General features: G+C 61.1%; 28 protein-coding genes and 2 pseudogenes. 11 read left to right on the top strand and 19 right to left on the bottom strand.

The annotated features are described in order from the left end of the window. Positions 1–41: 41 nt before the first annotated feature. The 8 genes from JJE47_02640 to JJE47_02605 all read right to left on the bottom strand — a co-directional run bounded on the left by JJE47_02640 (position 42) and on the right by JJE47_02605 (position 7,437). Positions 42–1,151, bottom strand: a complete 1,110-nt coding sequence (locus JJE47_02640) for an inositol-3-phosphate synthase (GenBank protein MBK5266305.1) — start codon at positions 1,149–1,151, stop codon at positions 42–44. Then, complete coding sequence (locus tag JJE47_02635; protein MBK5266304.1) at positions 1,151–1,648, bottom strand: PadR family transcriptional regulator; 498 nt, start codon at positions 1,646–1,648, stop codon at positions 1,151–1,153. The genes JJE47_02640 and JJE47_02635 overlap by 1 nt, the downstream gene beginning before the upstream one ends. 85 nt (positions 1,649–1,733) lie before the next feature. After that, positions 1,734–2,060, bottom strand: a complete 327-nt coding sequence (locus JJE47_02630; protein ID MBK5266303.1) for a hypothetical protein — start codon at positions 2,058–2,060, stop codon at positions 1,734–1,736. A 72-nt stretch (positions 2,061–2,132) separates the two neighbouring features. Next, positions 2,133–3,107 carry an LLM class flavin-dependent oxidoreductase gene (locus JJE47_02625; GenBank protein ID MBK5266302.1) on the bottom strand — a complete coding sequence of 325 codons (975 nt, stop codon included), beginning with the start codon at positions 3,105–3,107 and terminating at the stop codon, positions 2,133–2,135. Beyond that, entirely contained in the window at positions 3,104–4,477 is a 1,374-nt protein-coding gene (locus JJE47_02620; protein MBK5266301.1) for a dihydroorotase family protein, read from the bottom strand. Before JJE47_02620 ends, JJE47_02625 begins: the two co-directional genes overlap by 4 nt. Next, positions 4,474–5,379, bottom strand: coding sequence for an alpha/beta fold hydrolase (locus JJE47_02615; GenBank protein ID MBK5266300.1), 906 nt, complete (start codon positions 5,377–5,379; stop codon positions 4,474–4,476). Before JJE47_02615 ends, JJE47_02620 begins: the two co-directional genes overlap by 4 nt. Next, positions 5,376–6,278, bottom strand: a complete 903-nt coding sequence (locus JJE47_02610; protein MBK5266299.1) for a DMT family transporter — start codon at positions 6,276–6,278, stop codon at positions 5,376–5,378. Before JJE47_02610 ends, JJE47_02615 begins: the two co-directional genes overlap by 4 nt. 22 nt (positions 6,279–6,300) lie before the next feature. Further along, positions 6,301–7,437 (bottom strand): alpha/beta hydrolase, encoded by a 1,137-nt coding sequence (locus JJE47_02605; protein ID MBK5266298.1) that lies wholly within the window; start codon positions 7,435–7,437, stop codon positions 6,301–6,303. 73 nt (positions 7,438–7,510) lie between these two features. On the opposite strand from JJE47_02605, the gene JJE47_02600 reads away from it, so the two are divergent. From JJE47_02600 to JJE47_02590, 3 genes are read left to right on the top strand one after another with little or no spacing between them, the layout of a single operon-like run. After that, the gene (locus JJE47_02600) at positions 7,511–8,017 is read left to right on the top strand and encodes a hypothetical protein (protein MBK5266297.1); all 507 of its coding nucleotides are present in this window, start codon (positions 7,511–7,513) and stop codon (positions 8,015–8,017) included. 3 nt (positions 8,018–8,020) lie between these two features. Then, complete coding sequence (locus JJE47_02595; protein ID MBK5266296.1) at positions 8,021–8,296, top strand: hypothetical protein; 276 nt, start codon at positions 8,021–8,023, stop codon at positions 8,294–8,296. Continuing rightward, positions 8,293–8,577, top strand: a complete 285-nt coding sequence (locus tag JJE47_02590) for a hypothetical protein (protein MBK5266295.1) — start codon at positions 8,293–8,295, stop codon at positions 8,575–8,577. Before JJE47_02595 ends, JJE47_02590 begins: the two co-directional genes overlap by 4 nt. 383 nt (positions 8,578–8,960) lie before the next feature. Here JJE47_02590 and JJE47_02585 read toward each other — a convergent pair whose 3' ends face one another. Continuing rightward, complete coding sequence (locus JJE47_02585; GenBank protein MBK5266294.1) at positions 8,961–9,635, bottom strand: TetR/AcrR family transcriptional regulator C-terminal domain-containing protein; 675 nt, start codon at positions 9,633–9,635, stop codon at positions 8,961–8,963. Positions 9,636–9,804: 169 nt separating this feature from the next. Between JJE47_02585 and JJE47_02580 the strand changes: the two genes are divergently transcribed. Both JJE47_02580 and JJE47_02575 read left to right on the top strand, forming a co-directional pair. Then, a complete protein-coding gene (locus tag JJE47_02580) occupies positions 9,805–10,800 on the top strand; it encodes an NAD(P)-dependent alcohol dehydrogenase (protein MBK5266293.1) in 996 nt (331 codons plus the stop codon). A gap of 150 nt (positions 10,801–10,950) precedes the next feature. Beyond that, entirely contained in the window at positions 10,951–11,925 is a 975-nt protein-coding gene (locus JJE47_02575; protein ID MBK5266292.1) for an NAD(P)-dependent alcohol dehydrogenase, read from the top strand. 31 nt (positions 11,926–11,956) lie between these two features. On the opposite strand, the gene JJE47_02570 is transcribed toward JJE47_02575, so the two are convergent. Both JJE47_02570 and JJE47_02565 read right to left on the bottom strand, forming a co-directional pair. Continuing rightward, on the bottom strand, positions 11,957–13,129 hold the full coding sequence (locus JJE47_02570) for a hypothetical protein (protein ID MBK5266291.1): 1,173 nt from the start codon (positions 13,127–13,129) through the stop codon (positions 11,957–11,959). Next, positions 13,129–13,719: a carboxymuconolactone decarboxylase family protein gene (locus JJE47_02565; protein ID MBK5266290.1), complete on the bottom strand. Its 591-nt coding sequence runs from the start codon at positions 13,717–13,719 to the stop codon at positions 13,129–13,131. The genes JJE47_02570 and JJE47_02565 overlap by 1 nt, the downstream gene beginning before the upstream one ends. A gap of 114 nt (positions 13,720–13,833) precedes the next feature. Between JJE47_02565 and JJE47_02560 the strand changes: the two genes are divergently transcribed. From JJE47_02560 to JJE47_02550, 3 genes are read left to right on the top strand one after another with little or no spacing between them, the layout of a single operon-like run. Beyond that, on the top strand, positions 13,834–14,856 hold the full coding sequence (locus JJE47_02560) for a LacI family DNA-binding transcriptional regulator (GenBank protein ID MBK5266289.1): 1,023 nt from the start codon (positions 13,834–13,836) through the stop codon (positions 14,854–14,856). Continuing rightward, positions 14,853–16,007: an MFS transporter gene (locus JJE47_02555; protein ID MBK5266288.1), complete on the top strand. Its 1,155-nt coding sequence runs from the start codon at positions 14,853–14,855 to the stop codon at positions 16,005–16,007. The genes JJE47_02560 and JJE47_02555 overlap by 4 nt, the downstream gene beginning before the upstream one ends. Positions 16,008–16,062: 55 nt before the next feature. Then, positions 16,063–16,626, top strand: coding sequence for a carboxymuconolactone decarboxylase family protein (locus JJE47_02550; GenBank protein MBK5266287.1), 564 nt, complete (start codon positions 16,063–16,065; stop codon positions 16,624–16,626). A gap of 67 nt (positions 16,627–16,693) precedes the next feature. Here the strand turns inward: JJE47_02550 and JJE47_02545 are convergent, their stop codons facing one another. The 5 genes and pseudogenes from JJE47_02545 to JJE47_02525 form a co-directional block, all read right to left on the bottom strand. Then, positions 16,694–16,927, bottom strand: a complete 234-nt coding sequence (locus tag JJE47_02545; GenBank protein MBK5266286.1) for a hypothetical protein — start codon at positions 16,925–16,927, stop codon at positions 16,694–16,696. Between the two features lie 149 nt (positions 16,928–17,076). Further along, positions 17,077–17,316: a hypothetical protein gene (locus tag JJE47_02540; protein ID MBK5266285.1), complete on the bottom strand. Its 240-nt coding sequence runs from the start codon at positions 17,314–17,316 to the stop codon at positions 17,077–17,079. A 38-nt stretch (positions 17,317–17,354) separates the two neighbouring features. Then, a pseudogene (locus JJE47_02535) lies at positions 17,355–18,266 on the bottom strand (NAD(P)-dependent oxidoreductase). A 158-nt stretch (positions 18,267–18,424) separates the two neighbouring features. Next, complete coding sequence (locus JJE47_02530) at positions 18,425–19,591, bottom strand: O-succinylhomoserine sulfhydrylase (protein ID MBK5266284.1); 1,167 nt, start codon at positions 19,589–19,591, stop codon at positions 18,425–18,427. Between the two features lie 319 nt (positions 19,592–19,910). Then, a pseudogene (locus tag JJE47_02525) lies at positions 19,911–20,018 on the bottom strand (ATP-dependent Clp protease ATP-binding subunit). A gap of 959 nt (positions 20,019–20,977) precedes the next feature. On the opposite strand from JJE47_02525, the gene JJE47_02520 reads away from it, so the two are divergent. Next, positions 20,978–22,354, top strand: coding sequence for a tryptophanase (locus JJE47_02520; GenBank protein ID MBK5266283.1), 1,377 nt, complete (start codon positions 20,978–20,980; stop codon positions 22,352–22,354). Between the two features lie 11 nt (positions 22,355–22,365). Here the strand turns inward: JJE47_02520 and JJE47_02515 are convergent, their stop codons facing one another. The 3 genes from JJE47_02515 to maf form a co-directional block, all read right to left on the bottom strand. Then, positions 22,366–22,788 carry a response regulator transcription factor gene (locus tag JJE47_02515; protein ID MBK5266282.1) on the bottom strand — a complete coding sequence of 141 codons (423 nt, stop codon included), beginning with the start codon at positions 22,786–22,788 and terminating at the stop codon, positions 22,366–22,368. A gap of 104 nt (positions 22,789–22,892) precedes the next feature. Beyond that, complete coding sequence (gene dusB, locus JJE47_02510) at positions 22,893–23,957, bottom strand: tRNA dihydrouridine synthase DusB (GenBank protein MBK5266281.1); 1,065 nt, start codon at positions 23,955–23,957, stop codon at positions 22,893–22,895. A gap of 52 nt (positions 23,958–24,009) precedes the next feature. After that, positions 24,010–24,573, bottom strand: a complete 564-nt coding sequence (gene maf, locus JJE47_02505) for a septum formation protein Maf (protein ID MBK5266280.1) — start codon at positions 24,571–24,573, stop codon at positions 24,010–24,012. 63 nt (positions 24,574–24,636) lie between these two features. Here maf and JJE47_02500 point away from each other — a divergent pair, with 63 nt between their 5' ends. Further along, positions 24,637–25,980 (top strand): FAD-binding oxidoreductase, encoded by a 1,344-nt coding sequence (locus JJE47_02500; protein MBK5266279.1) that lies wholly within the window; start codon positions 24,637–24,639, stop codon positions 25,978–25,980. A gap of 86 nt (positions 25,981–26,066) precedes the next feature. Beyond that, positions 26,067–26,306, top strand: a 240-nt coding sequence (locus JJE47_02495) for a hypothetical protein (protein MBK5266278.1), incomplete at its 3' end; no start/stop codon positions are given.

The following is a 26,306-nucleotide window of genomic DNA, read 5'->3' as shown; positions in this document are numbered from 1 at the left end:
CTGATCCAACCCCATTCTGTCTCTTCGGTTGTTGGCGCCGGTTAGGCCAGGTACTGCTCCAGATCGGCTCCGGTCACATCATGGCCGGCGATGAACGCCTCAAGGTTGGCGTGAGCCTGCTCGTCTTTGTACTGGATGGCGGGACTCTTCATAAAGTACGAAGAAGCTGCCAGCAGGGGGCCGCCGATGCCCCGGTCGAGAGCAATCTTGGCACAGCGCACGGCGTCGATTACCACCCCGGCCGAGTTCGGGGAGTCCCACACTTCAAGCTTGAGTTCGACGTTCAAAGGCACATCGCCGAAGGACTTGCCCTCGATCCGAATGTAGGCCCACTTGCGATCGGTCAGCCATGGAACGTGGTCGGACGGGCCGATGTGGACGTCGTCTTTGGCGATTCCGTGCTCGATCTGGGAGGTCACGGCTTGGGTCTTGGAGATCTTCTTCGATTCGAGACGCTCACGCTCAAGCATGTTCTTGAAGTCCATGTTGCCGCCGACGTTCAGCTGACTGGTCCGTTCAACCTTGACGCCACGATCTTCGAACAGTCGTGACAGGACCCGGTGGATGATCGTCGCACCGACCTGTGACTTGATGTCGTCTCCAACGATTGGAACGCCGGCGTCAACGAATTTCTGAGCCCATACTGGATCAGATGCGATGAACGCCGGGATGCAGTTCACGTACGCTACGCCTGCATCGATGGCTGCTTGGGCGTAGAAGCGGCTGGCATCTTCGGAGCCGACCGGAAGGTACGAGACGAGCACGTCAGCCTCGGCGGCCCTCAACGCGGCGGCAACGTCAACCGGCTTGGCGGCCGACTCTTCAACGGTGGCCAGGTAGTACTTGCCGAGACCATCGAGGGTAGGACCCCGCTGTACCTCCACGTCGAGTTGAGAGACCTGGGCAAACTGAATCGTGTTGTTCTCGCCTGCCCACATGGCTTTGGAGAGATCGACGCCGACCTTGTTGCTGTCAACGTCGAACGCCGCCACGAACTCGATGTCGGAGATGTGATACCCGCCAAGATTCACGTGCATGAGTCCTGGCACGTCGTCGCCTGGATCGGCGTCGCGGTAGTACTCAATACCCTGGATCAATGAATTGGCGCAGTTCCCAACGCCGACAATCGCTACACGAACCTTGTCCGTCATTATGTTCCCTTCGTTTCTTGCATTATTAAACCTTCGACCCAGGCGACATCTCGCTCCATGGAATCGGCTCGATGTTCGATCTCGGCTCTCGCGTAAAAAGATCGGGTGCTTTCGGCGATGCTTGCCCTGGCAGCCTTGATGCGGTCTCTCAGGATTTCCGCTCGCTTGGCCAGGACGGCCACCCGATCCTGCCCGGAAAGCAGGTCGAGGAAGGTGAGACGTACTCGGAATCCGCTGGTGTTGTCGACCGTGTCCATGTCGGCGAGTTGGGTGATCAGCAGTTGGCGTCCCATGTCGGTCAGTCGGTATTGCTTTCGGCCCCGGTCGTCTTTGGTGTCGGCAACTTCGATTGCGCCGGCCGACTTGAGTTTTCGCAAGGCGGGATAGACGGAGCCAAATGAGACTCGCCAGAAGCCCATCTCGATGAGACGGCGATGTAGCCCATAGCCATGGGCGTCGCCTTCGTTTAGTAGTCCGAGTATCGCTGTTTCAATCATATATCGATCCGATATATACGAGTATATCGAATCGATATAGCAAGAGGCAAGCCAGGGTCGAGATTTGTTCAGCGATTTTCCGGGTTTAGCGACTGAGGATCGCCGCCCAGATTGCCAGCGGGATGCCGAGTGCGATTGCTGAGATTGTCAAGACCCACCCGGTCCGCTTCCGACCGGTGCTGAATATCCAGTAAACCGATCCTATCGAGGTAGCCCCGGAGACCGTTGCCGCAACGAACAGAGGGATGCCCCCACCCAGATCGGACGGCCCACAGTCCACGACGCAGCCACTGATGACGATGGCACCGAAGATCGCCAGACCCAAAGCCGCCGCTCCGCTCACCAACGCGACGGCGAGGGCGCCGAACAGCTGAATCGGGCTCTTTTTATGGCTGGTATCTGTGGTGGTCATGCCCGCAAGTATGCGAGGTCAGTCCAGGGTCCGCCATGGGGACAGTCCCTGGGTTGATATGGGGGGTAGTGATTACCTCAGATGGGGAATGACTTCTTTCCCGAGGAGTTTGATGCTCGGTAGCCAGCGGTCGTAGCTGAGACGAAGATCGAACACCAGGTGGTCGACGCCAACCTTGGCGAATTTGGCGGTCGCCTCGGTCACCTGGTCCGGAGTTCCTGCGATCAGAGAGCCCTCGATGTCGGCGGCGGTCTCGAACACGCCTGATTCAGGCTTGACCCACCATTTGCCACGATCGTTGGCCCACTTCAACAAGCCCTCCACGCTCGTGCCTGCCCAGGCTTCGGCTTCGGTGGCGGCGATCGTGGTTGGCGGCACCACTCCGACGGTTGGCATTGGCCGACCGTTCTCGGCCACGAGCCCAGCCATGGCCGCCACTCGCTTCTCAATGGTCTTGAGGGTGATGCGACCCGGCATCCACCCGTCGCAATACTCCGCGGCCCGGCGGGCCGAAGCCGGTGTTGCCCCGCCGTACCAAAAGGGAATCTTTCCGGTCGGCTTCGGAAACAGATTTACGTTCTCGAACGAGAAGTGATCATCGGAGTAGGTGACATCGTTCTCGGCCCAGACCTTCTCGAAGATCCGGGCGTTCGATTCGACGAGTTCTGGGCGGAAGATACCGCCCATTCCAACTGCGTCGAATTCGTGATCGAAGGTACCCGCACCCCAGCCGGCAATGATGCGATTACCGAACATGTGGGTCATCGACGCCAGGGTGAAGGCAGTGACCAGCGGATGCCGGTAGGGGATAAGGGTGGCGGTTCCCAAGGTGATCTGTTTGGTGACGGCACCGACGGCGGTCAGAACGGTGAGGGGTTCGTAGAAGTCGGTGGCGGCCGACTCGAACTCGCCGTGAGGTTCAAACAGCAGATGATCTCGCACCCAAACCGAATCGAATCCGAGCTCCTCGGCGAGTCGCGCTCCGTCCAAGATTGCGTTCTTATCGGCGTATTCCCCGAAGTGTGGCAGCAGTAGTCCAAATTTCATAGGTGTCCCTCCGACCTGACGAACCGTCCGTGACCGGGCTCTCCGACCACCGCGCCGTTGGCCCAAACATCGGTGCCCCGTACCATCGTATGGGCAACGGCACCCTTGATTTTTCGTCCGTCATAAGGTGTCCAGCCGATCTTTGACTGTACGCCCTCGTTGGTGATCGTCCAGACCTTGTCGAGGTCGAGCAAGGCGATGTCGGCATCGGATCCCGGTGCCAACGAACCCTTCTTCTTCAGCCCAAACACCCGGGCCGGGGCCGTCGAGACCAGATCGACGAGGCGATCCAGGGTGATGCGGCCCTCGTGCATGGCGTTGATCATGAGGGGGAGTTGCTCTTGGATTCCTGGGGTTCCGGTATGGGCAGCCCAGGCGTCGGTCCAGCCAACTTCTTTTTCTACTCGCGTATGTGGAGCGTGATCGGACGAGATCATATTGATGGTTCCGTCGGCCAACGCCCCCCACACCGCCTCCCGGTGATGATCGGGGACCATATAGGAGAGCACGTATGAACCTTGCTCCTCGATATCGCTCATCCGACCCAGGAACAACGCCCAATGGTTGGTCTCTGCGGTTACGTCAACGCCTCGGGCCCGAGCCTCTTTGAACATCTCGATCTGGCGGATGGTTTGGGCGTGAACGATGTGCAGCTTGCATCCGGTGGCTTCGGCGAGTCGTAAGAGTGTGGCCGTGGCGGTGTCCCAGATGATGCCGTCGCCGGTCGCGAGCGTCTTGCCGTACGCAGCCGGGCTTCGATCCCCTTTGGCCCAGAACTCCTGCTCGACCACGTCCATGATGGCCTGGTCGTGCGGGTGGACCATGAGTCGCAGTCCGGTCTTGGCGACTGCCTCCATGGCCCTTAATAGCTCGCCGTGGTCGTGAACCCCGATCGCCGCCGGGTGAGGGTAGGTACGACCGGTGTCGACGACCATATAGATCTTGTAGGCAGCGATCCCTCGCTCGGCCATCGCCGGGATCTCGTCGATCAGCTTGGCGGCGGGGTTGTGGTTGTAATCGACGATGCATTTCTCGTTGTACATCCCCAACACGGAGTCAAGGTCCTCGGCGGTCATCGTCGGAGGATCCAGGTTGGGCATGCCGAAAATGGTCGTGTAACCACCGGCGGCCGCGGCCCGGCTGACGGTTATGAGGTCTTCCTTGTGGGTGTAGCCGGGTTCGCGGGTGTGGACATGAACATCGACCCCACCCGGGATGGCGACCAGACCAGTCGCATCGATCGCGTCGACGTTGGCTGGGCCGGTGCCAGGAGCCACTATCGCCTCGATCGATTCGCCGTTGATGACGATGTCGAGGGTGCGGCGTGCCCCTTCCATGAATACGTCCCCTCCGCTGATGACTCGTCTCATAATCCGACCTCGACTCTTTCCACGTCTGAACCCTGCGGGCCGCCAATATGGCGTTCGAACCATGCCACGATCAGGGGAATAACGATGTCCCCATATTGCCCGTAGGCGGCATAGTGCGTCGTGTTGTGCTGCATTACGAGCTTCTTGGGTGCGGCGGCGGCATCGAACAATACTTCGGCGTGATCTGTCGGGGTCACCAGGTCGTCTTCGACTGCCACCACCATCAACCCGCTGACCTGGCCGGCGACATCACCCGGCTGATACGCCAGAATCTCATCGGCTGCGGCCAGCGGCACGGAGGCCGGGATCCGACCATCAACGTCCTTTTTGACCGTCGTCGAGCGCCGTTCGGCGGAAGGAATCATGATTTCTTCACGGGGATGAACGTTCGCACCCCGCCCGACGAGGACCCGTCGGACCCGGTCGGCGTCGAGTCGGGCCAAGAAGGTCTGCCATTCGTCGTCGGTCTCGCGCATCCGGCGCAACCAGTCTGCGCCGTCGGCGACCGGAACCTGGCTCACGGCGCAGGTGACCCTTCGGTCGGCCGCGGCAAGCAGGACGGCGTTACCTCCGCCGGTGCCTCCGGATCCGAAGACGCCGACATGGTCGATGTCGTCGAGTGTTGACAGGAAGGTCACCGCACTGGAGAGATCTGCAAGCTGGTCGGAAGGCGAGAGGGTGCCAGGACCCGAATCGCCGAACCCCCGGTAGTCAAAGATGAGGACGGTGAATCCGGCTGCCGTGAGCGCCTCGTGGTAGGGGACGTATAGTTGGGCGTCTTTGAGTCCCAACCATCCGGGACCTTGCACGATTCCGCCCCGGTTGCCCGGCCGGTCGGGGGTACGCAGGATCCCCGAGATCCTTACACCTTCGGAGAAGAACTCGACTGATGTTTCGTTCATCCGCCGATTCCCTGGCTCCAGCTGATGATCACGACGCCGATCGTAGACAACACAACGCTGATGATTGCTGTGCGATCCAGGTGGTCGTCATGCTTGAGGAAGGCCTTGCTCAACATCATCGCGAAAATTCCCTGCGTGCCGGCGAAGATGCCGACGACCCAAGCAGGTAGGTACGAGAAGGCAGTGAACTGGCTTAGCAGCGCTCCCGCCGTGGCCACGCCGCCGGCGACGAACCACCAGTTGACGGTTTGGAAGTTCGTTCGAATCCGCTCACCGAGTTGCCCACGGAAAGCATCAATGAGGACGATGATCGGGAAGGCGCTTGCTGCTCCGATGAAAGCCCCCCGATAGGAATCGGGATACAGGTTCAGGCCGTATTTGCGGAAGACGAAGGCGGTACCGAAAAAGACCGGCGCTCCCAGTCCGACCAGGTAGTACCAGACCGGAGGTTTCTCGTTGGTGAGGTTGCCGGTGGACCGAGCCCTGGCCAACAGCCAGAACCCCACGAGGGTGATCGTGCCGCCGATCCCTTCGATGAGCGTGATCGACTCACCGAGGACGATCCAACCACCGATGGCTGCGACGACTGGCGTGCCAACCACAAACCCACTCGCCCGGCTTGGCCCGAGAAGCCGGACGGTACGTAGAAGTGACGTCCGACCTAACACCGTGCCGATGATGCCGCCGATGATGAGTGCCACGATGCCCTGCCGGTTCCATTCCGGTGGCTTGACGAATAGTGTCGCCAGGAACAGAACGACTACGTTGACGAGCACGGTCATGAATACCCCGTCGTCGTCGGGTCGGTTGCGCTGACCGATTCGGGCCAGGATTGATCCCGCCGCGAAGAAGACAGCCGTCAGCAGGCCAAAGGCCGGCCCGACAAGGGATTCGATCATATGCGGGCGGCTTTTGTGAAGTTCACGCCTTGTTGAGTTTCTCGGCGAGCCACGCGAAGCTGGCTGGTGCCCACTCGTCGAAATACTTGAACGCGCAGTGGCCGGCATCGGCGTAGACCCTGGCTTCCTTCCCGGTAGCCGGTCCATGCTCCAGCATGAAGTAGATGTTGCCGATCGGAGCCAGATGATCGAGCTTGCCGTTGATCATGAGGACGGGTTGAGTGATCTTGTCGACCAGTCCTTGCTCGGACAACGCCCAGGTCTTGAATTTCTCTCGCTCGTTTTCGGCCGTGGTTGGTGAGAACGAGGGAGGTCCGCCTGGTTCGCCGAACACCCAGGTCGCCCGGGCATTGGCGTGTTCGACAAACGCGTCGAGTTCTTCGTCGCTCATCACGTATCCGAACGGATGGCCGGCGCTGGCCACGACCGCCTTCAACCGATCGGGGATGGTCCCGGCTAACTGCATGACCGAGTATCCGCCCCGGCTGATTCCGAAGGCGCCGATCCGGTCGGCATCGACCTCGGGCCGATTCTCCAGATATTCGATGGCTGCGACCCAGGCCGACACAGAGTTCGGTGACCACGGGACCGGGTTTTCTCCTACCCCCGGTCCGTCCATTACGAGGGACGCCATGCCATGTTCGAGGGCGTAGTCCGATGCCCAACCGCGATCTTCCTTGAAGACGTCAGCTCCGCACATGATGAGGAGGGTGGGGACGGGATGGTCGACATCTGGGGTACGGAAGTGGCAACGAATGACCTCGTCCCCGTAGGGGATCTCGACGATTTCGACCGGTGGGTCGAGATGGGCACAGGCTTTGCGATAGGCGCGGGCGCAGTCGGCCGAGATGGCAGCTTTGACCTCGTTGAGTTCGCGAGGAAATCTTCCGATGGCGAAATACGTCTTGGCTTGGAGATAAGCTTTCCGGGCACCGGCGTAGTCACCGGCCGCTTCGAGTCGATCTCCGTCGGCTTCGTAACGGTCACCGGCTTCCTTCCACACCGGCACCCAAAGATCCTGTGTCGTGCCTTCGAGTTTGGCGACCGTTTCGATGAGCGTATCGACGTCGTCGATCATCGAGAACCAACGCCGATAAAAACCGCCGTGTTCGACGACAAACGGGTTCTCTGAAGGCGTGAAACCGAGGTTTGTGGTCATATGAGCTCCTGATTCGTGTAGGTTCTAGCGTAGTTATGAAATCGATTGCATAAGTCGCCAATAGGGAGCAAATATGCCCAACCCAGTCGATACGGACGGTCTGCAGGAGAAATTCGATGCCTGGATCGGTTTCGTGGAGGCGAACCATCACGGAAAGAACAACCGGATCAACGATGAGATCGCCTTTCAACCGCTCAAGAAGCCGCTGAGCGAATCAACGATGGCCCTGGTGACGACGGCCGGTGCGCATCTCGATGATCAGACACCGTTCCACGTTGAAACCGTGGCCGGTGACGCCGGCTATCGCCAGATCCCCCACGACGTTGATCAATCGAGATTACGGTTCACCCATACTCACTACGACACGTCGTCGGCTGAGATCGATCCGAACGTGGTGTTGCCGATTGATCGTCTCAACGAAGCTGTGGCCGCCGGTCGGGTCGGTGCGGCCGCTCCGTTCCATATGGGAATGATGGGCTTCAACCCCGACCCGTCCGAACTCCAAGACGTTTCGGGACCAGCTGTCGCGTCACGGTTCGCAGACGCCGGCGTCGATATCGTTCTTCTGGTACCCGGCTGACCGATGTGCCACCGGTCCGTGGGACTGGTTCAGGGAGCTATCGAACGCGCCGGCATGCCAACGGTCAGCCTGTCACTGCGACCGGAGATCACCTTTGGGGTGCGGGTCTCGAGAGCCGCCTACGTGCGTTTCCCGATGGGAAATCCATTTGGAGAACCCGATCATCCTGAGCAAGGTCGCCTGGTCTTCGGGGCGCTGCTCGATCTACTGGAAAACGCCACCGGGCCCGAGTTCGTCGAACTGCCCTACCGGTGGAAGCGATGGGAGAAATGGCTATGAGCGCCTATGACGCTATGAGCACGGCAACCGATGCCCTCGAAGCCGGTCTATACGGTGCCCTCGACGGATGTGACCAATACCAGGCGGCCATCGAGAGGTTGCTCGTCGAAGAATCTGCCAAGGACGAACCGAACGCTGTCATGGTCAAGCGTCTTAAGCAGTTTCAGGCCAGACTTACCAAGATTGCTTCGTTCGTCGAAGACGACGCGCTCACCGAGTTCGTCTTCCTACGCGATCGGCTGTTCTCCGTGGACCAAATCGACAAGGGTCAATTCATCTAGTCGCGATACGGGGGTCGGTCCCCCAGCGAGCGTCGCGAGTGTCCGGGGGGAAGGGTCCCGTCGCCGCAGGCGATGGGTAGGGGGGCTGGTTCCCACCACCGGCACCTGCTCAAATCTCGTTCCCGCCACCGGCACCTGCGCTGCCCTTGCGAGCGCCGGTTCCCCCACGGTTGTTATCCCACCTGCGCCGGCAGCGGTAGCTAGCCAGCCCCGTCTGCGGCCGCCACCGAAACGTAGCACTCGGCGGCCGGCAATCCATCGGTATCGAACCAGAGGTTGGGGGTGATCTGTGGCACGGTGGTTCTCCTGTGCTTGGAAGTTTCTCGACGTCTACGTCGGTCGAGGGCTTGGCCCCCAAAACTATCAGCTGGTAGGCGGTCGGATCAGCCGACCTGCCCCTCGACCGATGCTCGTTCGAGCCCGTCGAGGATCAGGTCGAGGCCGAACTCGAAGGATGCTCCGAAGCTGTATCCCGGTTTGAGTACATGATCGACCGTGAACTCGAGGAAGCTGGGGTAGGCGCCTTCCGGAAATGCTGCGACGATTCCGGCGGCCAACTCGTCGAGTTGAACGGCCGGTGTTCCGCCCTCAAACGGAAGGCTGGTCTCCTGGAGTGCGAAGCCGTAAAGGAAGGCGTCGATGGTGGCATAGGCATGGGCGGTCAACTGGAGCGACAGACCGCCGCGACGAAGACACCCGATGACGGCGTCGTGGTGATTCATGGTCGCCGGACCTGGCGACGTCCGCGACTCCATGAGGGGCGCCGCCCACCGGTGGCGAGTCAACGCCTGGCGCGCCGAGAGGCAACGCTCCCTGATCGCCGACTTCCAGTCGTGGTCGGTCGGTGGGAGGTCGATCTCGCTGAAGACGAGGTCGACCATCCCGTCGATGATCTCCTCCTTGCCGTCCACGTGGTGGTAGATCGTCATGGGCTTCACGCCGAGTGCTGCCGCCAGCTTCCGCATTGTCAGGGCATCGACGCCGATCTCGTCGGCGAGCGCTACCGCTCCCTCCAGGACGCGCTCTCTCGTGAGGGGGTCTCGCGGTTTGTCGGTCATGTCCACTCCACTTCGGTTGCGCTCTTGACAATCGTACTAAGTACGAGTACCTTTCGCCACACGATAGTCGTACTAAGTACGGTTCGAGTCGATTCAGGAGACGATGAAGATGACCACAACAAACGAGCAGGGGAGCACCGACATGAGCGAAGAGCGGCGATCCAACACGATGCGGGCGATCGTCCAGCGGGCCTTCGGCTCGGCCGAGACGCTTCAGCTGACCGACATCGAGACGCCGCGAATCGAGGCGGACGAGGTCCTCATCGAGGTGCATGCCGCCGGCGTCGATCGCGGTGTTTGGCATTTGATGATGGGAATGCCCTATCTGGTGCGTCTGGCTGGGTTCGGGTTCACCAAGCCCAAGACGCCGATCCCCGGCCTCGACGTTTCAGGCCGCGTTGTCGCAGTTGGTAGCAGCGTGAGCCGGTTCGAGGTTGGCGATGAGGTCTTCGGCATCGCACGCGGCTCGTACGCCGAGTTCGCCGCAGCCAAAGCGAGCAAGCTGGCTCACAAACCCGCCAACCTCTCCTTCGAGCAGGCCGCCGTCGCCGCCATCTCCGGTATCACCGCACTCCAGGGCCTCACGGACGTCGCCAAGCTCGAACCGGGCCGACGAGTCCTGGTGATTGGTGCCTCCGGTGGGGTCGGTACTTTTGCCGTGCAGCTCGCCAAGGCCCTCGGCGGCGATGTCACCGGCGTCGCCAGCGGTCGCAAGCTCGACCTCGTTCGCTCGCTCGGAGCCGATCACGCGATTGATTACGCGACCACCGATTATCTCGACGGAACCACTCAGTACGACCTGATCCTGGACGCCGGCGGCCTCAACCCGCTACGCCGTCTGCGCAAGGCTCTCAAGAAGAATGGGACGCTGGTGATCGTCGGTGGGGAAGGCGGTGGGCATATCACCGGCGGGATCGGACGCCAACTCCGCGCAATGCTGTTGTCACCGTTCGTCAGTCAGCGGCTCACGATGTTTATCAGCACCGAGAGTCACACGCACATTGAGAGACTCGCCGAGTACATGGCGTCCGGTCAGGTGAGCCCGGCGGTCGGTTGCCGCTACCGCCTCGAAGAGGTCCCAGCCGCAATCGCGGACCTCGAGGCAGGGAACGCATTGGGCAAGTCGGTGATCGTGGTGCGTGGATCGGATACGAACCCGCGTTGAGCTGCGCCTGCGTGGTGTCCGGCTTCGGCGGAGACCAGGGTCGTCAGCATAGGTGCGTCAGTCTTCCGATCGTTCGAGGCCGTCGAGGATCAGGTCGAGAAATCGTACCCCACCAACGTAGCCGGGTCGCAGCAGGTAGATTCGAGCACCATGAAGGCTGTCACCAGAAGTCGCTACGGCGGGGCTGAAGTACTCGAACTCCGTGAGATCGAGCGACCCGAGCCCGGCGAGGGTCAGGTCCTCATCGAGGTGCGGGCCGCATCACTCAATGCACTCGACTGGCACCTCCTCACCGGGACGCCTTACTTGGTCCGGCTCATCAACGGGCTCCGGGCGCCGAAACGTGCCGGGTTCGGGGTCGATGTCGCGGGGATCGTCGAATCGGTCGGCGAAGGTGTCGAGGGGGTCCGTCCCGGGGATGCCGTGTATGGCGCCGGGTCTGGCACGTGCGCCGAGTATGCGCTGGCGAAGGCGCAGCTCCTGTTGCCGCTGCCCGACGGTATCGACTTCAATCAGGCCGCCACCTTCAATGTCGCCGCCATCACCGCTCTCCAAGGGCTTCGGGACGTGGGAAGTGTGAAGCAAGGGCAACGCGTGCTGATCAACGGAGCGGCCGGTGGTGTGGGAACGTACGCTGTGCAGATCGCCAAGCTGATGGGAGCGCACGTGAGTGCGGTGTGCAGCGGGCGAAACGTCGAAATGGTCCGCTCGCTCGGGGCTGACGAGGTCATCGATTACACCGAGACTGATGTGACCGATCTTGGTCTGCACTTCGATGTCATCTTCGACAACGCCGGCAGCCAGCGTCCATCGAAGCTCGCGCGGATGCTCGAGCCTGATGGCGTCGTCGTCCTGGTTACCGGCCCGAAGGGCGGGAAGGTTATCGGTCCGATCGGCCATATCGTCCGATCCAAGCTTCGATTCGCCTTCGGGACCCGCCGGGCGAAGAACATAAATGCCGTCACCAAGCGCCAGGATCTCCAACAGATCGGCGACTGGGTGGCCGACGGCTCGATCACCCCCGCCATTCATCGTACGTTCTCACTCGATGAGACGATGGACGCGGTCAAGTTGCTCGGCAGCGGCCATGCCCCGGCCAAGCTCGTGATCAACCTGCGGGATTGACCCCAGAGCTCGGGCCCGGTTAGCCCTTTGACTAGGCGATCTCGGTGTATGCGGCGGTCATTCGCTTGCTCAGCCAATCCTCCGGCCTGAGAATGTAGAGGCCCCCGTTGACCCGGTCGGTAATGAAGACCGTGTGGTCGGCGTCTACCCAGACATCGTTGATCTGAACCGCCGGTTGGTCGTCAGGCGTGTCCGGAAGGTAGTGGCCGATCTCGACCGGTTCGGCCGCGTTCTCGATGTCATAGACCCGCAGGCCACCGTTGAAATAGGTAGCGAACACGAGTGTCTGGCTCTGATAGGACCCTGGCTGATTCTCGTGCAGGCAATGGGCTCCAAATCGCAGGCCTCGATCGCAAAAGTCACCCTCGGGAACCGGGCAGATCGCGACCACTTTCGGGTTGGTTTCGTCGCTGATGTCGACGATCCGGACCATGTGCGGGTCGTCTTCGCAACCGTTGGTGACCGCTTCGTCGGTCACGACCAAAAGATTGCGGTCCGGCAGAGGGAGACAGGTATGGGTGTGTCCCCCGATCTCCCAGTTGAGGTGTGAGATCGTTTGAGGGCTTGTCATGTCGGAAATATCGAGGATGACCATGCCCGAATTCCAGAACCCGGCGTAGGCGCGATTGCCATGGACCAGGGCGTGGTGGACGGATCGTTCCTCGTCCGCCGGCCAATCGGGGGTTTCGCCGTCTGCCATACCGGGCCACCACCAGCGCCCGGTCTCAACGGGATTGGTCGGATCGGAAACGTCGATGATGTTCCAGATTCGCTCAACGAATCCAGTGGGTCGCGATGACACGTAGGCGTAGCGCCCGCCGGTGTAAGAGATGCGGTGAACCCCCATCCCGGTCGAATCCCAAAAGCCCACCTCGGTTGGGGCGAGCGGATCGGTTGTGTCATAGACGGCCATGCCGACCCGAGCGGGTGGGCCGCCCCGGAACGCTTCATGGTTTGTAAGTAGTAGTCCGTCGGCCGCCACTGCTTTGTGCGTGTGGCCGCCATCGGGTGCCGGCCACTGGTCGACCAGACGCGGCGAAGTCAGATCTGAAATATCCAGGATCGAGGTGCCCTGTCGGGAGGGACCGAAGTGGGCAACGTAGAGCGCGTCGCCGTTACGGGCGATCTGCATTCCGTCGCCATTGCCCCCCAGATTCGAATGACCTATGAGTTTGAAACCAAGCGAGTCCTCAGGATGTCCCATCAGTCGCTCGTCGGATTGTGCCCGGCGACCACGGTTTCGCCGTGTGCCTGATCAATCGCTTCTTGGAGTTGACCCTGCTTGGATCCGAGGGTCCGTAGCCACCGTTGACCACCGAACGTGAATCCCACCCAGTAGCCAAGTTCAACGAGTTCGGCCTCGGTGAACTCGTTGTGGAGGTCCACCCACATGGCGTCATCGGCGAGATCGGGGTTCCACATGATGGCATCTGCATATCGCATGGCCAGTTTCTGACGGTCGGAGTATTTGTCTGACCGTTCGTAGTTGAGGATTTCGAAGCGCTCGTCGTCGTCGGTGTTGATGGTTCGGGCGATACCCTGATTCGAGCAGTAGGTGCAGTCGCCGGAGATGGCGATGTATGCCCGGATGAGTTCCTTGAGGTCGAAGTCGAGGAATCCTTCGTCGTAGATCCACTCCCGGGTCCTGGTGAAGGACCTCATGACGCCTGGTACATGGGCGCGAATTGCCTGAAATTCAGGACCGGGCTTGCCGTGCGTCATGGCACTTTCAAGAAACTCCCGACAATCGGGTTCATCGATGGTTTCCAGCAGCCGGAAACTGATACGTGCCATGTCGGGTCCTTTCAGCGACTGCAATCGATTGTAGTACACTGGAATACACTCGGAGAGCGCCAGTTTGGAGTCCGACGGTATCGTTCCGTGGCATCCACTAGGGGAGACAAGACCATGGCTCAGCGGACCACTCTCAAGGATGTAGCTCGCGAGGCGGGTGTCCACACGTCGACTGCCTCGCGAGCTCTCAACGACCTGACCAGTTCGGTCGTCAACCGGGAAACCCTCGAGCGCGTTCTCGAGGCGGCCCATCGCCTCGGATATGCTCCGCATCCTCTGGCCCGAGGTCTTCGCACCAACCAGACCATGACCGCCGGGATCGTCATACCTGATGTCGAAAACCCACTGTTCGGCCAAATCATCGCCGGCGTCGAGTCAGCGCTCGGTGAAGACGGCTATTCACTGCTCATCGCCAACACCGAGCGAAACCATCCGGATCCGGATTCAGCCATACGGGCGTTCGTCGAGCGACGGGTTGATGGACTCATTTTGGCGACGGCCACGCGCGACGATGTGCTTCTTGAGACGCTGGCATCGGGAGATATTCCGATCGTGTTGGTAAACCGGACTACCGAACGGGTCAACCTCCCATCCGTTCTGGGCGACGATCATGCCGGTATTGGCCTGGCGGTCGAGCACCTCGAAGCCCTCGGTCACGTCGCCATCGGGCATGTTGCCGGCCCGCTGTCACTGTCGACCGGGCGCGATCGGTGCGAAGCGTTCAGCAACTGGATGAACAAGCTCGGATTGGTCGCCGATCGATCCAACATCGAAGAGGCTGACTGGTTTCAGGTGGAGCCAGGATACGTTGCCGCCCGAACACTTCTTGAGCGACGACCCGATCTCACCGCCCTGGTAGCCGGAAATGATCTGCTGGCGCTCGGGGCGTACCGGGCCATCAGAGACATGGGCCTCCTGGTGGGTGAGGATATTTCCGTCACTGGTTACAACGACATGCCTTTGGTCGATCTGATGGAACCCGGATTGACGACGGTGCGGATCCCGTACCGGGAAATGGGCGCCGAGGCCGCCCGGCGGCTCCTCTTGAACATGCGGAGTTCCTCGCCAGAGATCAATCAGGTGAAGTTGACGCCGAAGCTTTCGATCCGGGGTTCCACCGGACTGGTGGCAACCTGACCACGGTCACCGCTTCTCGAGGCTTCTCCATAGGACTCGCAGGCGGGCTTTTCGTCATTACGGTCGCTGCCTTCAGCCGGATCCCGGTCGTTGCGCAGATTGGCAGGGACCTCAGTCTGTCTTCGGTCGGCGTCGGCGCCCTGGCATCGATGTTCGCAGTCGGGAGAGTCGTGACCGACATTCCGGCGGGTCGACTGTCCGATCGGGTCAAGCCCGGACTCATGATGGCGATTGCTGGTTCGCTGGTCATGGTTGGCAGTGCTCTTCTGGCCATTGCCCATCGGCCCCTGGTCGCTTTTGTTGGAGTCTTCGTAGCCGGGGCGGGATCGGCATGGACGCTCACAACTTCGATGGCCTACTTTGCCCGAGCCCCGAAGGCGCGTCGCGGTAAATCTCTGTCGTACATGGCTGCCGCTCTCTTGACAGGGCAGGCGGTCGGCCCGGCGGTGGGTGGGGTGTTGGCGGGGATATTTGATTGGCGATGGTCGCTGGTACTTGCATCAGTCCTTGCGGGGATGACCGCGATTCCGTTCCTACGATGGCGGGGCCCGGCTCGCGAGGCCGTCGACGGTGACGAGGAGTTGGGCGACGACCGGGCGACGCCTCTCGTGCTGGCCGTGCTGTATCTATTGCCTGCGGTTCAGTTTTCGATCGGTGCAGCCATCATCCAGACGCTCATCCCGCTGCTGGCGGATGGTCCGCTGGGAATTCCGGTCGGGATAGTTGGGATTGCTCTCGGCCTGGGAGCCGTCGGCCGATTTGCCGGCGCCATGTTGGCCGGGCAAGTTTCAGACAGGTTTGGCCGACGACCCGCCCTTCTTCCAGGACTCGCCGTGCAGATTGTCGGACTTTCCATGCTGATGGTCAGTGAGTCGACCTGGGCTTGGTGGGCAACCATTCTGCTCGTCAGTTTGGGTTCGGTCACGGTCAACGTCGGTACGACTATCCTCGCTGACCTCAGCGGTGGATCGTTGGGCCATCGCCTTGGCGTCTTTCGACTGACCGGTGACTCGGCGTTTGTGGTTGCCCCGCTCCTCGCCGGTTGGCTCTATGCGAGGTCGGGCCAGGCTATTGCAACCATTCCATCGGTTGCGTTGACAGGGTTTGTGTTGGTCGCTGCCTTCCTCTGGCTGCCCGAAACCCACCGGTAGCCGACCGGCTGCAATCGTTTGCAGCTACCATGGCATCTGACGATTGGAGCCATCTATGCCGCGTATCTCATACCCGAACCTTGACGAGGTGACCGATCCTGAGACGCTGGCCATTCTCGATAGAGCGCGTCGGGTGGGTACCCCGCGCCCGGAGAGCCAGGCGATCCGGACTCATGTTCCTGCGGTCCTCAAGACGTTCACGGCGGCCTGGATGGACACGTTTGTCAACGGGGTTCTCGACCACGAAACCAAAGAGTTGTGCCGGGTGTACGTCACCAAGACCGTCAATTGTGGATATTGCTCTGCCCAGCGTTCGGTCGACGCCGATGTCACCGAAGACCACTACGACGATCTCCTCATGTTCGAAAAGTCCGACAAGTACACCGAACGAGAGAAGGCTGCTTTGCGCTACACGGACTCCATCGTGTGGGATGCCGGCCTCGCCACCGATGCAGTGTGGGAACAGCTCCACGCCAATTTCACCGAACCGGAATTGGTGGAACTCGGATTCTTCATCGCGTTGACCTCAGGTCAGCAACGCTGGATCAAAACACTTGACCTTGGTCACCGCGAAGTGATGGCCGACACGGAGGCCGGACTCGCCGCGTCTCAGGGATAGGTCGGGTCAGGAGTAACTTCCTGGCGTGGCCGAAGCCAGTCGTCTTCATCCTTGTGAGCTGGAAAACTCAGCCCGCTCCGGCGTCGGTTCCCTGTATGCCCTTCAGCCTCTCTTCCCCGTCCCACCGTTCATAGTCATCAGTCCGGTCGCCGCGGAAGGCGGCGCTCTGGGCGATCACCTGACTGGCCATCTCGGCGGCGTCGCCTGCTTGCTCGCCGCCTCGACCGGTGGCTTCTCGAAGCATCGCCCAAACGACGAGCGCTGCGACCAACAACCCGATTATTCCGATGAACCACATCATGTTCTCAGAATGCGCCTTGTCGGGCCTGGTTGTCGAGGGTCTAAAGTCCGTCGTCGTACTCGATGTTCTCCGGGCCAGGGATAGGTCGGGTCAGAAGGAACCTCCTGGTCAGGCAGGCACCAGTCGTCCTTCTGGCTATACGGCGTGGTCTAGCCGCCGCCCATGCCACTGTCGTTTCCCTGGATACCTTTCAAGCGCTCAACCCCGTCCCACCCCGCGTGGTCTTGCGACCGGTCGACGCGGAAGGCGGCGCTCTGGGCGATCACCTGACTGGCCATCTCGGCGGCGTCGCCTTCTTGCTCCCCGCCTCGACCGGTGGCTTCTCTAAGCATCGCCCATATGACGATCACAGCAACCAGGATCGCGAATAGTCCGAGGAGCCAGATCATGTGTTGATGCTACTGGGACTGGGGCGGTTTACGCGGGGCTATAGGCCGTCGTCGTACTCGATGTTCTCCGGCTTGAGTTCCATGCCGGAGCCGCGAGCCGTCTTGGTGAGCAACGCCATGAAATCTTCTTCGCCGTATCCCTGACCGATGCCGTCGATCACGATCTGATTCACCAGGGCGGTGGTTGGCATGGGGACGTTGTAGTCATGGGCTGCTGACAGGCCGAGCTCGAGGTCTTTGCGAAGCAGGGGCCAGGTGAAGGTGGGTGTGTAGTCGAGGTTGACAATTGCCGGACTCTTGTACCGGGTGAAAACCGACCCCATCACGCTGTCATTGAGGAAGTCGAGAAAGGCCGAACGATCGACGCCGCCGGCTTCGGCGAGCACGGTGATTTCGGCGAGGGTCTGGGCGACCACTCCGAGCATTACGTTGTGACAGATCTTGACCAATCGGGCCTGCTCATCGGCGCCCACATACGTCACGCCCTTGCCGAACAACTCGAGATAGGGAAGAGCGGTGTCGTGGGCATCGCGAGGGCCGGATGTCACGACGGTGAGTCCGCCGGACGCAACGACCTTGGGGTTGCCCGATACGGGTGCGGCGAGCATCTGCACGCCGAGCGCCGCGGCACTCTCGCGTAATGTGACCGAGGTCGGGGGGTCAATGGTGGTCGAGTCGACGATTATCGAGGGCCGCCGATTCGGGTCGGACAGCACGCCCTGGGGTCCGGTCGTCACGTCGACGACATCCTTGCCGCTCGCCACGATGGTGAAAATGATGTCCCGGTCTGCCAACTCAATGGGGGTATCGACAATCTGGGCTCCAAGCGCCGCGAGAGGCTCCGCTTTGGAACGGGTTCGGTTGTACACGCCGACATCGACGCCTGCCTTGAGAAGGCGCGACACCAATTCGTATCCCATCCGCCCTGTGCCTATCCAGCCGATCCTGTGTGGGAATTCACTCATGTTCGTTTGCCTTCCGGTGGCTTTTTGGCCTGTTTCGTCGTCGTTCTGCAATCGATTGTAGCCAGGCGGAATGCGGCGAAATGGTTCAGGAACGGTTTTCCTTCAAAGAGTTCGATGTCAAGGCGGGCGGACAAGCCGACCGACTAGGTAATCAGGGCCTCTTCGAGGTCGGCGATGATGTCGGTGATGTCCTCCAAGCCAACCGAAATCCGGAGGGTTCCGTCGCTGATCCCGGCTGCTTCACGGCCGTCGGGTCCGAGGCGCCGATGCGTTGTGGTCGCCGGGTGCGTGATCAACGTTTTTGCGTCTCCGAGGTTATTCGAGATGTCGATGATACGGAGGCGATTCAGAACGGCGAATGCGCCTTCCTTTCCACCTGGCACCTCGAAAGTAACCACTGTTCCACCGCCGGTCATCTGTTGGCGGGCGAGCTGGTGCTGCGGATGACTCGTCAAGAATGGATGCAGCACCTGCGGCACGCGGGTTTCGAGAAAGCTGGCGACGCGTAATGCGGCCTGGCTTTGGTGATCGACCCGCAAACGGAGCGTTTCCAGCCCCTTGAGTGCCACCCAGGCGTTGAATGGACTCATCGAGGGGCCAGTGTGGCGCATGAACGGTTGTAGATCCTGTGAGATGAACTCTTCGGTTCCGATGATCGCCCCGCCCAACGTGCGACCTTGCCCGTCGATGTGTTTGGTCGTCGAGTACACGACGACGTCGGCGCCGAGCTCCAACGGTTTCTGGAGTAGCGGGGTGGCGAACACGTTGTCGACGACGACGGTTGCCCCGGCCTGGTGGGCCAGTTCCGAAACGGCTGCGATGTCAACGAGTTCCAACATCGGGTTGGATGGGGTCTCGAAAAACACGGCCTTGGCCGGGGTGGCCAGGGCGTTCGCCCATTGATCGAGGTCGGTTCCGTCGACGAAGTCTGTGTGGACGCCAAACCGGGGGAGCAACTCGGTGAGGATCACGGAGCAGGAACCAAACAAACCTCGAGCGGCCACAATGCGATCGCCGCTCTCGACAAGAGCGAGTAGGGCGTTGAAAACCGCCGCCATGCCGCTGGCCGTCGCCCAACATGCCTCGCCACCTTCCATGAGTCGCAGTCGTTCCTCGAACATGCGGATGGTCGGATTCCCGTAGCGGGAGTAGATGAATCGGTCGGTCTCTCCGGCGAAGGCCGCTTCTGCCGCTTCGGCCGACTCGTAGACATATCCTGATGTGAGGAAGAGCGCTTCGGAGGTTTCCTCGAAGCCGGTGCGGTCGATGCCGCCGCGGACTGCGTTGGTGTCTGGTTGCCAGGGTTCCATAACGCCTCATTCGGGGATCGGCATGTTAACGCCAACGCTGCCCGCTGCCACTTCCGCCTGAACGAGTGTGCATCCACATTCCATATCGCAACTCGTATGCACACTCGTTCTCGTAGGTCCCGCCGTCCCCAGACGAGTGTGCATCCACACTCGCTAGGGCAACTCGTATGCGCACTCGTTCGGTGGGCTGGTTCGCTACGGGCGGTGGTGCAACAACAAAGGAGGGCGGACCCAATGGTCCGCCCTCCTGAATCGTGAGCAACTCGTGAGTCGGTTAGGCGTCTGCCATGGCCCGCCCGGGGCCGAAACCACCGTGCCGACCACCCTCCGGTGCGAAACCGTCGGGCCCGAAGCCGTCTCTGTGACCACCGCCGTTGGGTCCGAAGCCGTCAGGTCCGAAGCCGTCAGGTCCGAAACCGCCTCGTCCAAGGGGCACCTCGCCATTCACCATGTCGGTAATGTGCTGGGTCATCTCGGCCAGTGCCAGATCGGCCTGTTCCTGAGTGATCCTGTCGTCGGTGACGGCCGTCTCGAGGCGTTCTGTCCTTTCTGCAACGAGTGTGCTGATCACTTCGTCAACCGCCAGCCCTTTGGAGTCTGCCAGTTCGGCGACCGTCGCCCCCGCTTGGAGTTGAGTCCTCAACTCGAGTGCGTCGATACCGAGGAGATCAGGGAGCGTCGAGCTCATTCCGAAACCCTCACCGGGTCCGCGCATGCCTGCCCGGTCGCCATCGGGACCACGCAAGTGCGCCCCATCACCGAACCCGCCACCTGGTCCGCCCATTGGCAGAGTCCCGTTAAGGATGTCGTCGACGTGATCTCCTACCGTGGCCAGGCGTTCGTCAGCCTGGGCCTGGGTGAGATAGCCGTCGGTTACATGCTCAGCCATATGCGATTGCATCTCGGCCACCAGGGCTTCGGCTACCGCGTCGGCGCTAACTCCGTTGGCGTCTGCAATCTCGGCGACGGTGAGACCTTCTGCAATCTGGGCGCGGAGTTCGTCGAACGTGATGCCGATGGTTTCGGCAATCGTCTCGAACCCTGCTCCACCTCCGTGCCGGAACGTCCGATCCGGGGCCTCGGTTGTGGTGTCGTCCGTCGTTGTGTCCGGTTGGGCGCCTGCTATGCCCGGGATTGCGATGGCCGCAGCAGTCAGGGCAGTCGCCATAATGACAGTGACTTTCCGCATGTTGGACTCCTTTCTGAGTCGGGTACTTGATGTCACTATCGAACAGCCATGTGAGCCGGGCGTTATGGCTCGCTAAGGCCTGCCTGATACATGGATAAGAGGCTTCTTATGGGACTTAGGACCGTGTTGGATACGAATCATCGACATGGCCGGGGCCAACGTGACAGACTCGGTGGATCCACATCGAAAGGGCCACCGTGCCATATCGGACCATCATCGAACCGTTTCGGATTCACACAGTCCAGGCCATAGACCTGACCGACCGCACCACCCGCCAGTCAGCTCTCGAGAGAGCCGGCTACAACGTATTCGGGCTTCGTGCTGAGGAGGTGACCATCGATCTGCTCACCGACTCAGGGACAGGAGCCATGTCGGCTCAACAATGGGCCGGGATGATGCTTGGTGACGAGTCATACGCGGGAAGCCGGTCGTTCTATCGGTTCGAGGATACGGTACAAACCATTACCGGTCTCACCGAGGTGATCCCCACCCACCAGGGCCGTGCCGCCGAGCGAATTCTCTTTACGACCATGGTTTCGGCCGGTGACGTCGTGCCCAACAACACTCACTTCGACACGACCAGGGCGAATGTCGAGTTTCAAGGAGCCGAAGCCCGCGACCTGGTGATCGCCGAGGGGCTTGATCCCTCCTTGATTCACCCCTTCAAGGGCAACATGGACGTGGACGCCCTGGTCGCCACCATCGAAGAGGTCGGTGTGGATCGGGTGCCGCTCGTCATGGTCACGGTCACGAACAATTCGGGAGGCGGCCAGCCGGTTTCGATGGCCAACCTGAGGGCGGTCCGGGCGGTATGTGACCGATATGGCATACCTTTCTTCCTGGACGCTTGCCGTTTCGCCGAAAACTCATGGTTCATCAAGATTCGGGAAGAGGGTTACGCAGACAAGACCCCCCGGGAGATCGCCCTCGAGATGTTCTCTCTGGCAGACGGATGCACGATGTCAGCCAAGAAGGACGGCATGTCGAATATCGGCGGCTTCCTCGCCATGAATGATCCCGACCTGGCTCTCAAATGTCGGAATCTGTTGATTCTCACGGAAGGTTTCCCAACCTACGGAGGTCTGGCCGGCTACGACCTCGAAGCCATCGCCCAAGGCCTCAACGAGGCCCTCGAAGAGAACTATCTGGAGTATCGAATCCGTTCGACTGAATATCTTGCCGAGAAGGTGTCGAGCGCCGGATTGCCGATCGTTCTGCCCGCCGGGGGGCATGCCGTTTATTTGGATGCCGCCGCGCTGTTACCGCATATTCCGGCCAGCCAGTATCCGGCCCAGGCACTAGCTGTGGCGCTATATCTCGATGGGGGGGTCCGAGGGGTCGAGATCGGGTCGGTCATGTTCGGCAAACCTCAGGAGGACGGTTCTGAGATTCCTGCTTCGATGGAACTGGTGCGGCTAGCAGTCCCGCGACGAACCTATACGCAGAGCCATATCGATTATGTCGGGGAAGTGATGATCGACGTTGCCGAACGAGCCGGTGAGATTCGTGGCTTGAGGATCACTGAGCAAGCGCCCTGGCTGCGCCACTTTACGGCTCGTTTCGAGCCGGTGTAGGCGCCGATGAATCAGTTGACTCCAAGCAACTCGTTCGCCATCGCCCGTAAGGCCGATGGCAAGAACGGTTTGTCGAGATAGGCGCTCGCTCCGAGGTTCAACACCTCTTGTTCTATGCCAGGTCCATGAGCCGTGATGACAATGACCGGCACGTCGGTCAGGCGGTCGGACGACCGCATCTGGCGGAGGATTTCACGCCCGTCGGTGCCAGGTAGAGCCAGGTCGAGGAGGACAAGATCGGGAATCGTCAGCTTGAGCCACTCAAGAGCGGCACTGCCATCTCCCAGGAATTCGTACTCTGCTTTGAGTGCACGGAGGCTGAGTTCAATGACGTCGTGGATGACGGGGACATCTTCGACCACCAGAATCAGCGGTCGGTCTGATGGGTGGTTGACGTCCTGGTTGGAACTGCCGTCACCAGTGTTGGTTGTCATCGACGCCTCAATCGTTGGGTCACCGCGGATCCCCCCCGCTTGAGAGATCCTAGCCGGGTCCCTCGCCGTTTCTTGACCCGCCGGATGGTTTGGGTGCGAACGGGTCACCCACCGGACACTGCAACTGCGGCAGCCGGGCTGAGCGGGCCCATGGCTTCAGGGTCGTCCAGGTACCCATACGGAATTTTCACTTGGCGCGGTCCGTGGGTGTGGCCCCGTGGCATGGCAGCGGCCTCGGAGGGGAACGGCTGGGTTAGGTCGACGCCATCAAACATGGAGCGTACGTCGGCGACTGTCTCGATGGCGTGCAGGCCGGTGCGGATGTCTTTGCCGACGGTATAGCCCTTGAGGTACCACGAGGTGTGTTTGCGAAACGACCTGATTCCCCGGTGTTCGTCGAACCAGTCGATGAGTAGTTGAGCGTGTTCGGCCATGATGTCGACGACCTCGCCAAGGGTGGGCGGGGCGGTCGTCGGGAGCCCGGCGAATCCTTCCGCCAATTCTCGGAACAGCCACGGTCGTCCCAGACAACCTCGTCCGACCACCACGCCATCGCAACCTGTCTCGGCCATCATCTTCTGGGCGTCGGCGTACTCGAAGACGTCTCCGTTGCCAAGGACCGGGATGGTCGTGATGGCCTGCTTGAGTTCACCGATTGCTTCCCACCGGGCACTGCCCGAATAGAGCTGCTCGGCCGTTCGGGCGTGCAAGGCGACTGCGGATGCTCCGGCATCCTCGGCGATCCGGCCTGCCTGGATGAACGTGAGGTGGTCGTCGTCGATGCCCATCCGGAACTTGACGGTGACCGGAACGGTGCCAGCCGCCTTGACGGCTGCTTGAACGATCTCACCGTAGAGGCGATGCCGGTATGGAAGGACCGCCCCACCACCGTGGCGGGTTACCTTCGGGGCCGGGCATCCAAAATTGAAATCGACATGATGAACTCCCTTGAGATCGATGAGACGCTCCACAGCACCACCGGCGGCGGCCGCATCGGTGGCGTAGAGCTGCATCGACCTGGTCGTCTCATTGGGGCCGAATGTCGCCAGGTGGAGGGTCCGCTCGTCCTCTTCGACGATGGCCCTGGCGCCGAGCATTTCCGAAACATACAAACCCGCGCCGAACCGTCGGCATAATTCCCGGAACGGCAAGTTGGTAACCCCTGCCATGGGGGCGAGAACCACCGGAGGCGAGATCTCCAGGTTGCCGATCTTGAGCTGGTCAGCCACGCATGACCTCCACGCCTTGTCGGGTCAACAAGTCGACGGCCGTATCGAGCGGTAGCCCGATGACATTCGAAACACTGCCGACCAGGCCGGCAACGAGCGCCATCCCGATCCCTTGCATCCCGTAGGCGCCCGCTTTGTCGAGTGGTTCGCCGGTCGCCACGTACCAGTCGATCTGGCCGGGAGTGAGCTCGGCCATGGTGACGTCGGTCCGGACGACCTCAGACAACAATCCGGCAGGTCCGTTGCTGCATACCCCGCTGAAGACGGTGTGGGTCATACCAGAAAGGCGCGAAAGCATCTCGACGGCCTCGGCCGGCCCGCCGGGTTTGCCCATCACGTTGCCATCGAGCACCACGGTGGTATCGGCGGCCAGGACAATTCCCTCCGCGATGGTGGCAGCTTTCAGTTCGGCAACCCGTCGCACATAGACATCAGCCGGTTCCTGGGGTAGCAGCGTTTCGTCGACATCCGGAGCGAGCACGGTGAACTCAAGCCCGAGCTGGGAGAGCAGCTGGCGACGGCGCGGCGAACCAGAGGCGAGAATGAACTGTGACATGGGTCACCAGGATAGGTCATATGCCCGGATTCGCCGTCAGGCCGGGTCCGATCCCGCGCTTCGATGGGAGTAGATTCAGAGCCAGGTTTCGACAAGAGAGAGCAAATCGTGGCGGACAAAGCAGACGCGGTGGTGATTGGCGCCGGAGTGATCGGTTCGGCGATCACGTTCGAGTTGGCCCGGCGCGGCCGCTCAGTCATTTGTGTCGATGCCGGCGACGGGGTGGGGGCCGGTTCGACTAGCGCCTCAAGTGCCATTATCCGGTTCCACTACTCCACTCATGACTCCGTGTTGACCGCCTGGGAGTCAGCTGCCATGTGGCTTGACCTCTCCAACCATCTCGGGATCGAGGACCAGGCAGGAATGGCTCGCTTTGTCCAGACCGGATGCCTCGTGTTCGATTTTCCCGGAACCAACCGGCCAGAGGTGCTCGGCCACTTCGACGCGGTCGGTGTGCCCTATGAGGAACTCGGCGCCGGTGAGATCAAAGAGCGGTATCCCGCGCTCGATGTGGGCGACTACTTTCCGCCGAGGTCCGTCGACGATCCCGAGTTTGGCGCCGACCCAGTCGGTGAGGTCGGCGGGTACTTCACCCCTGATGCCGGATTCATCGACGACCCGATGCTGGCTGCCGGCAATTTCATGAATGCTGCCCGCCATAACGGTGCGGCTTTGCGTCTGAGGTCAGAGGTTGTCGCCATTCGTCAACAGGGTGGAGCCGTATCCGGAGTCGACCTGGCCTCGGGTGAGTCGATCGAATGTCCGATCGTTATCAACGTTGGCGGTCCTGATTCGGGTTCGATCAACGCCATGGCCGGGGTGACTGGCGACATGAGGATCAACCACCGACCGCTCCGTCAGGAGGTGTTTGTGGCTCAGTCCTCGGCCGGATTCGGAATGGGTGAGGGCACCATCGTCACCGACCTCAACCTGGGCACCTATTTTCGGCCCCACCTCGGTGGCACCTTGCTCATCGGAGGAACGGAGCCCGACTGTGATCCTCTCGAATGGGTGGACGATACGGCTGATTTCAACGTTCATCCCACGGTCATGGGATTCGAGCGCAGCGTCTATCGCGCCGCCCGTCGTCTCCCTGCGATGGGCATCCCTTCCCGGCCGGTTGGTCTGGCGGCGCTTTATGACGCCTCCGACGACTGGGTTCCGCTGTATGACAAGTCCAATTTGGCTGGCTTCTATATGGCGTGTGGTACCAGTGGCAATCAGTTCAAGAACGCCCCGATGGCCGGAATCTTCTTGGCCGAACTCATCGAGGCGGCCGAACGGGGCCAGGACCATGACACCGAACCAGTCCAGGTGCGGGGTGCCCGGACCGGCCAGACAGTCGATCTGGCTGCTTTCTCCCGTCTGCGCCAACCCAGCCTGACGTCGGGCACCGTTCTGGGCTGATCTGACCAAATTGTTGGTGTCAAGGGCTGCCAATCGGCGTAGGTTGTGACTATGGCAGGCCGCTGGGAGGCGATGAGGGGAAGACGATGAAGTACGTTTCAGACCTGACCGAGGCAACCGACTTTTCAGTCACGGAACTTCGGGTCCATGGGGTGGGCGGTTCGAGCCCGGAAGCGTTGGTCGGAGTTCCCCATGTGAATCGGGTAGCCGGTACCCAGCGGGCCGGGTTCTATCGGTCACCAGCCTGGATTTCGCTTGACGGGCCGAAGCGGAACCTTGAGGGCTACTCGTGGGGTGGCATCACATCGAGTTCGGTCTTTCGGGCG

This window comes from Acidimicrobiia bacterium (genome assembly GCA_016650365.1).
Taxonomy (GTDB): domain Bacteria; phylum Actinomycetota; class Acidimicrobiia; order Spongiisociales; family JAENVV01; genus JAENVV01.
The sequence above is the reverse complement of the archived record's forward strand: the minus strand, read 5'-3'. Positions and strand labels throughout refer to the sequence as shown.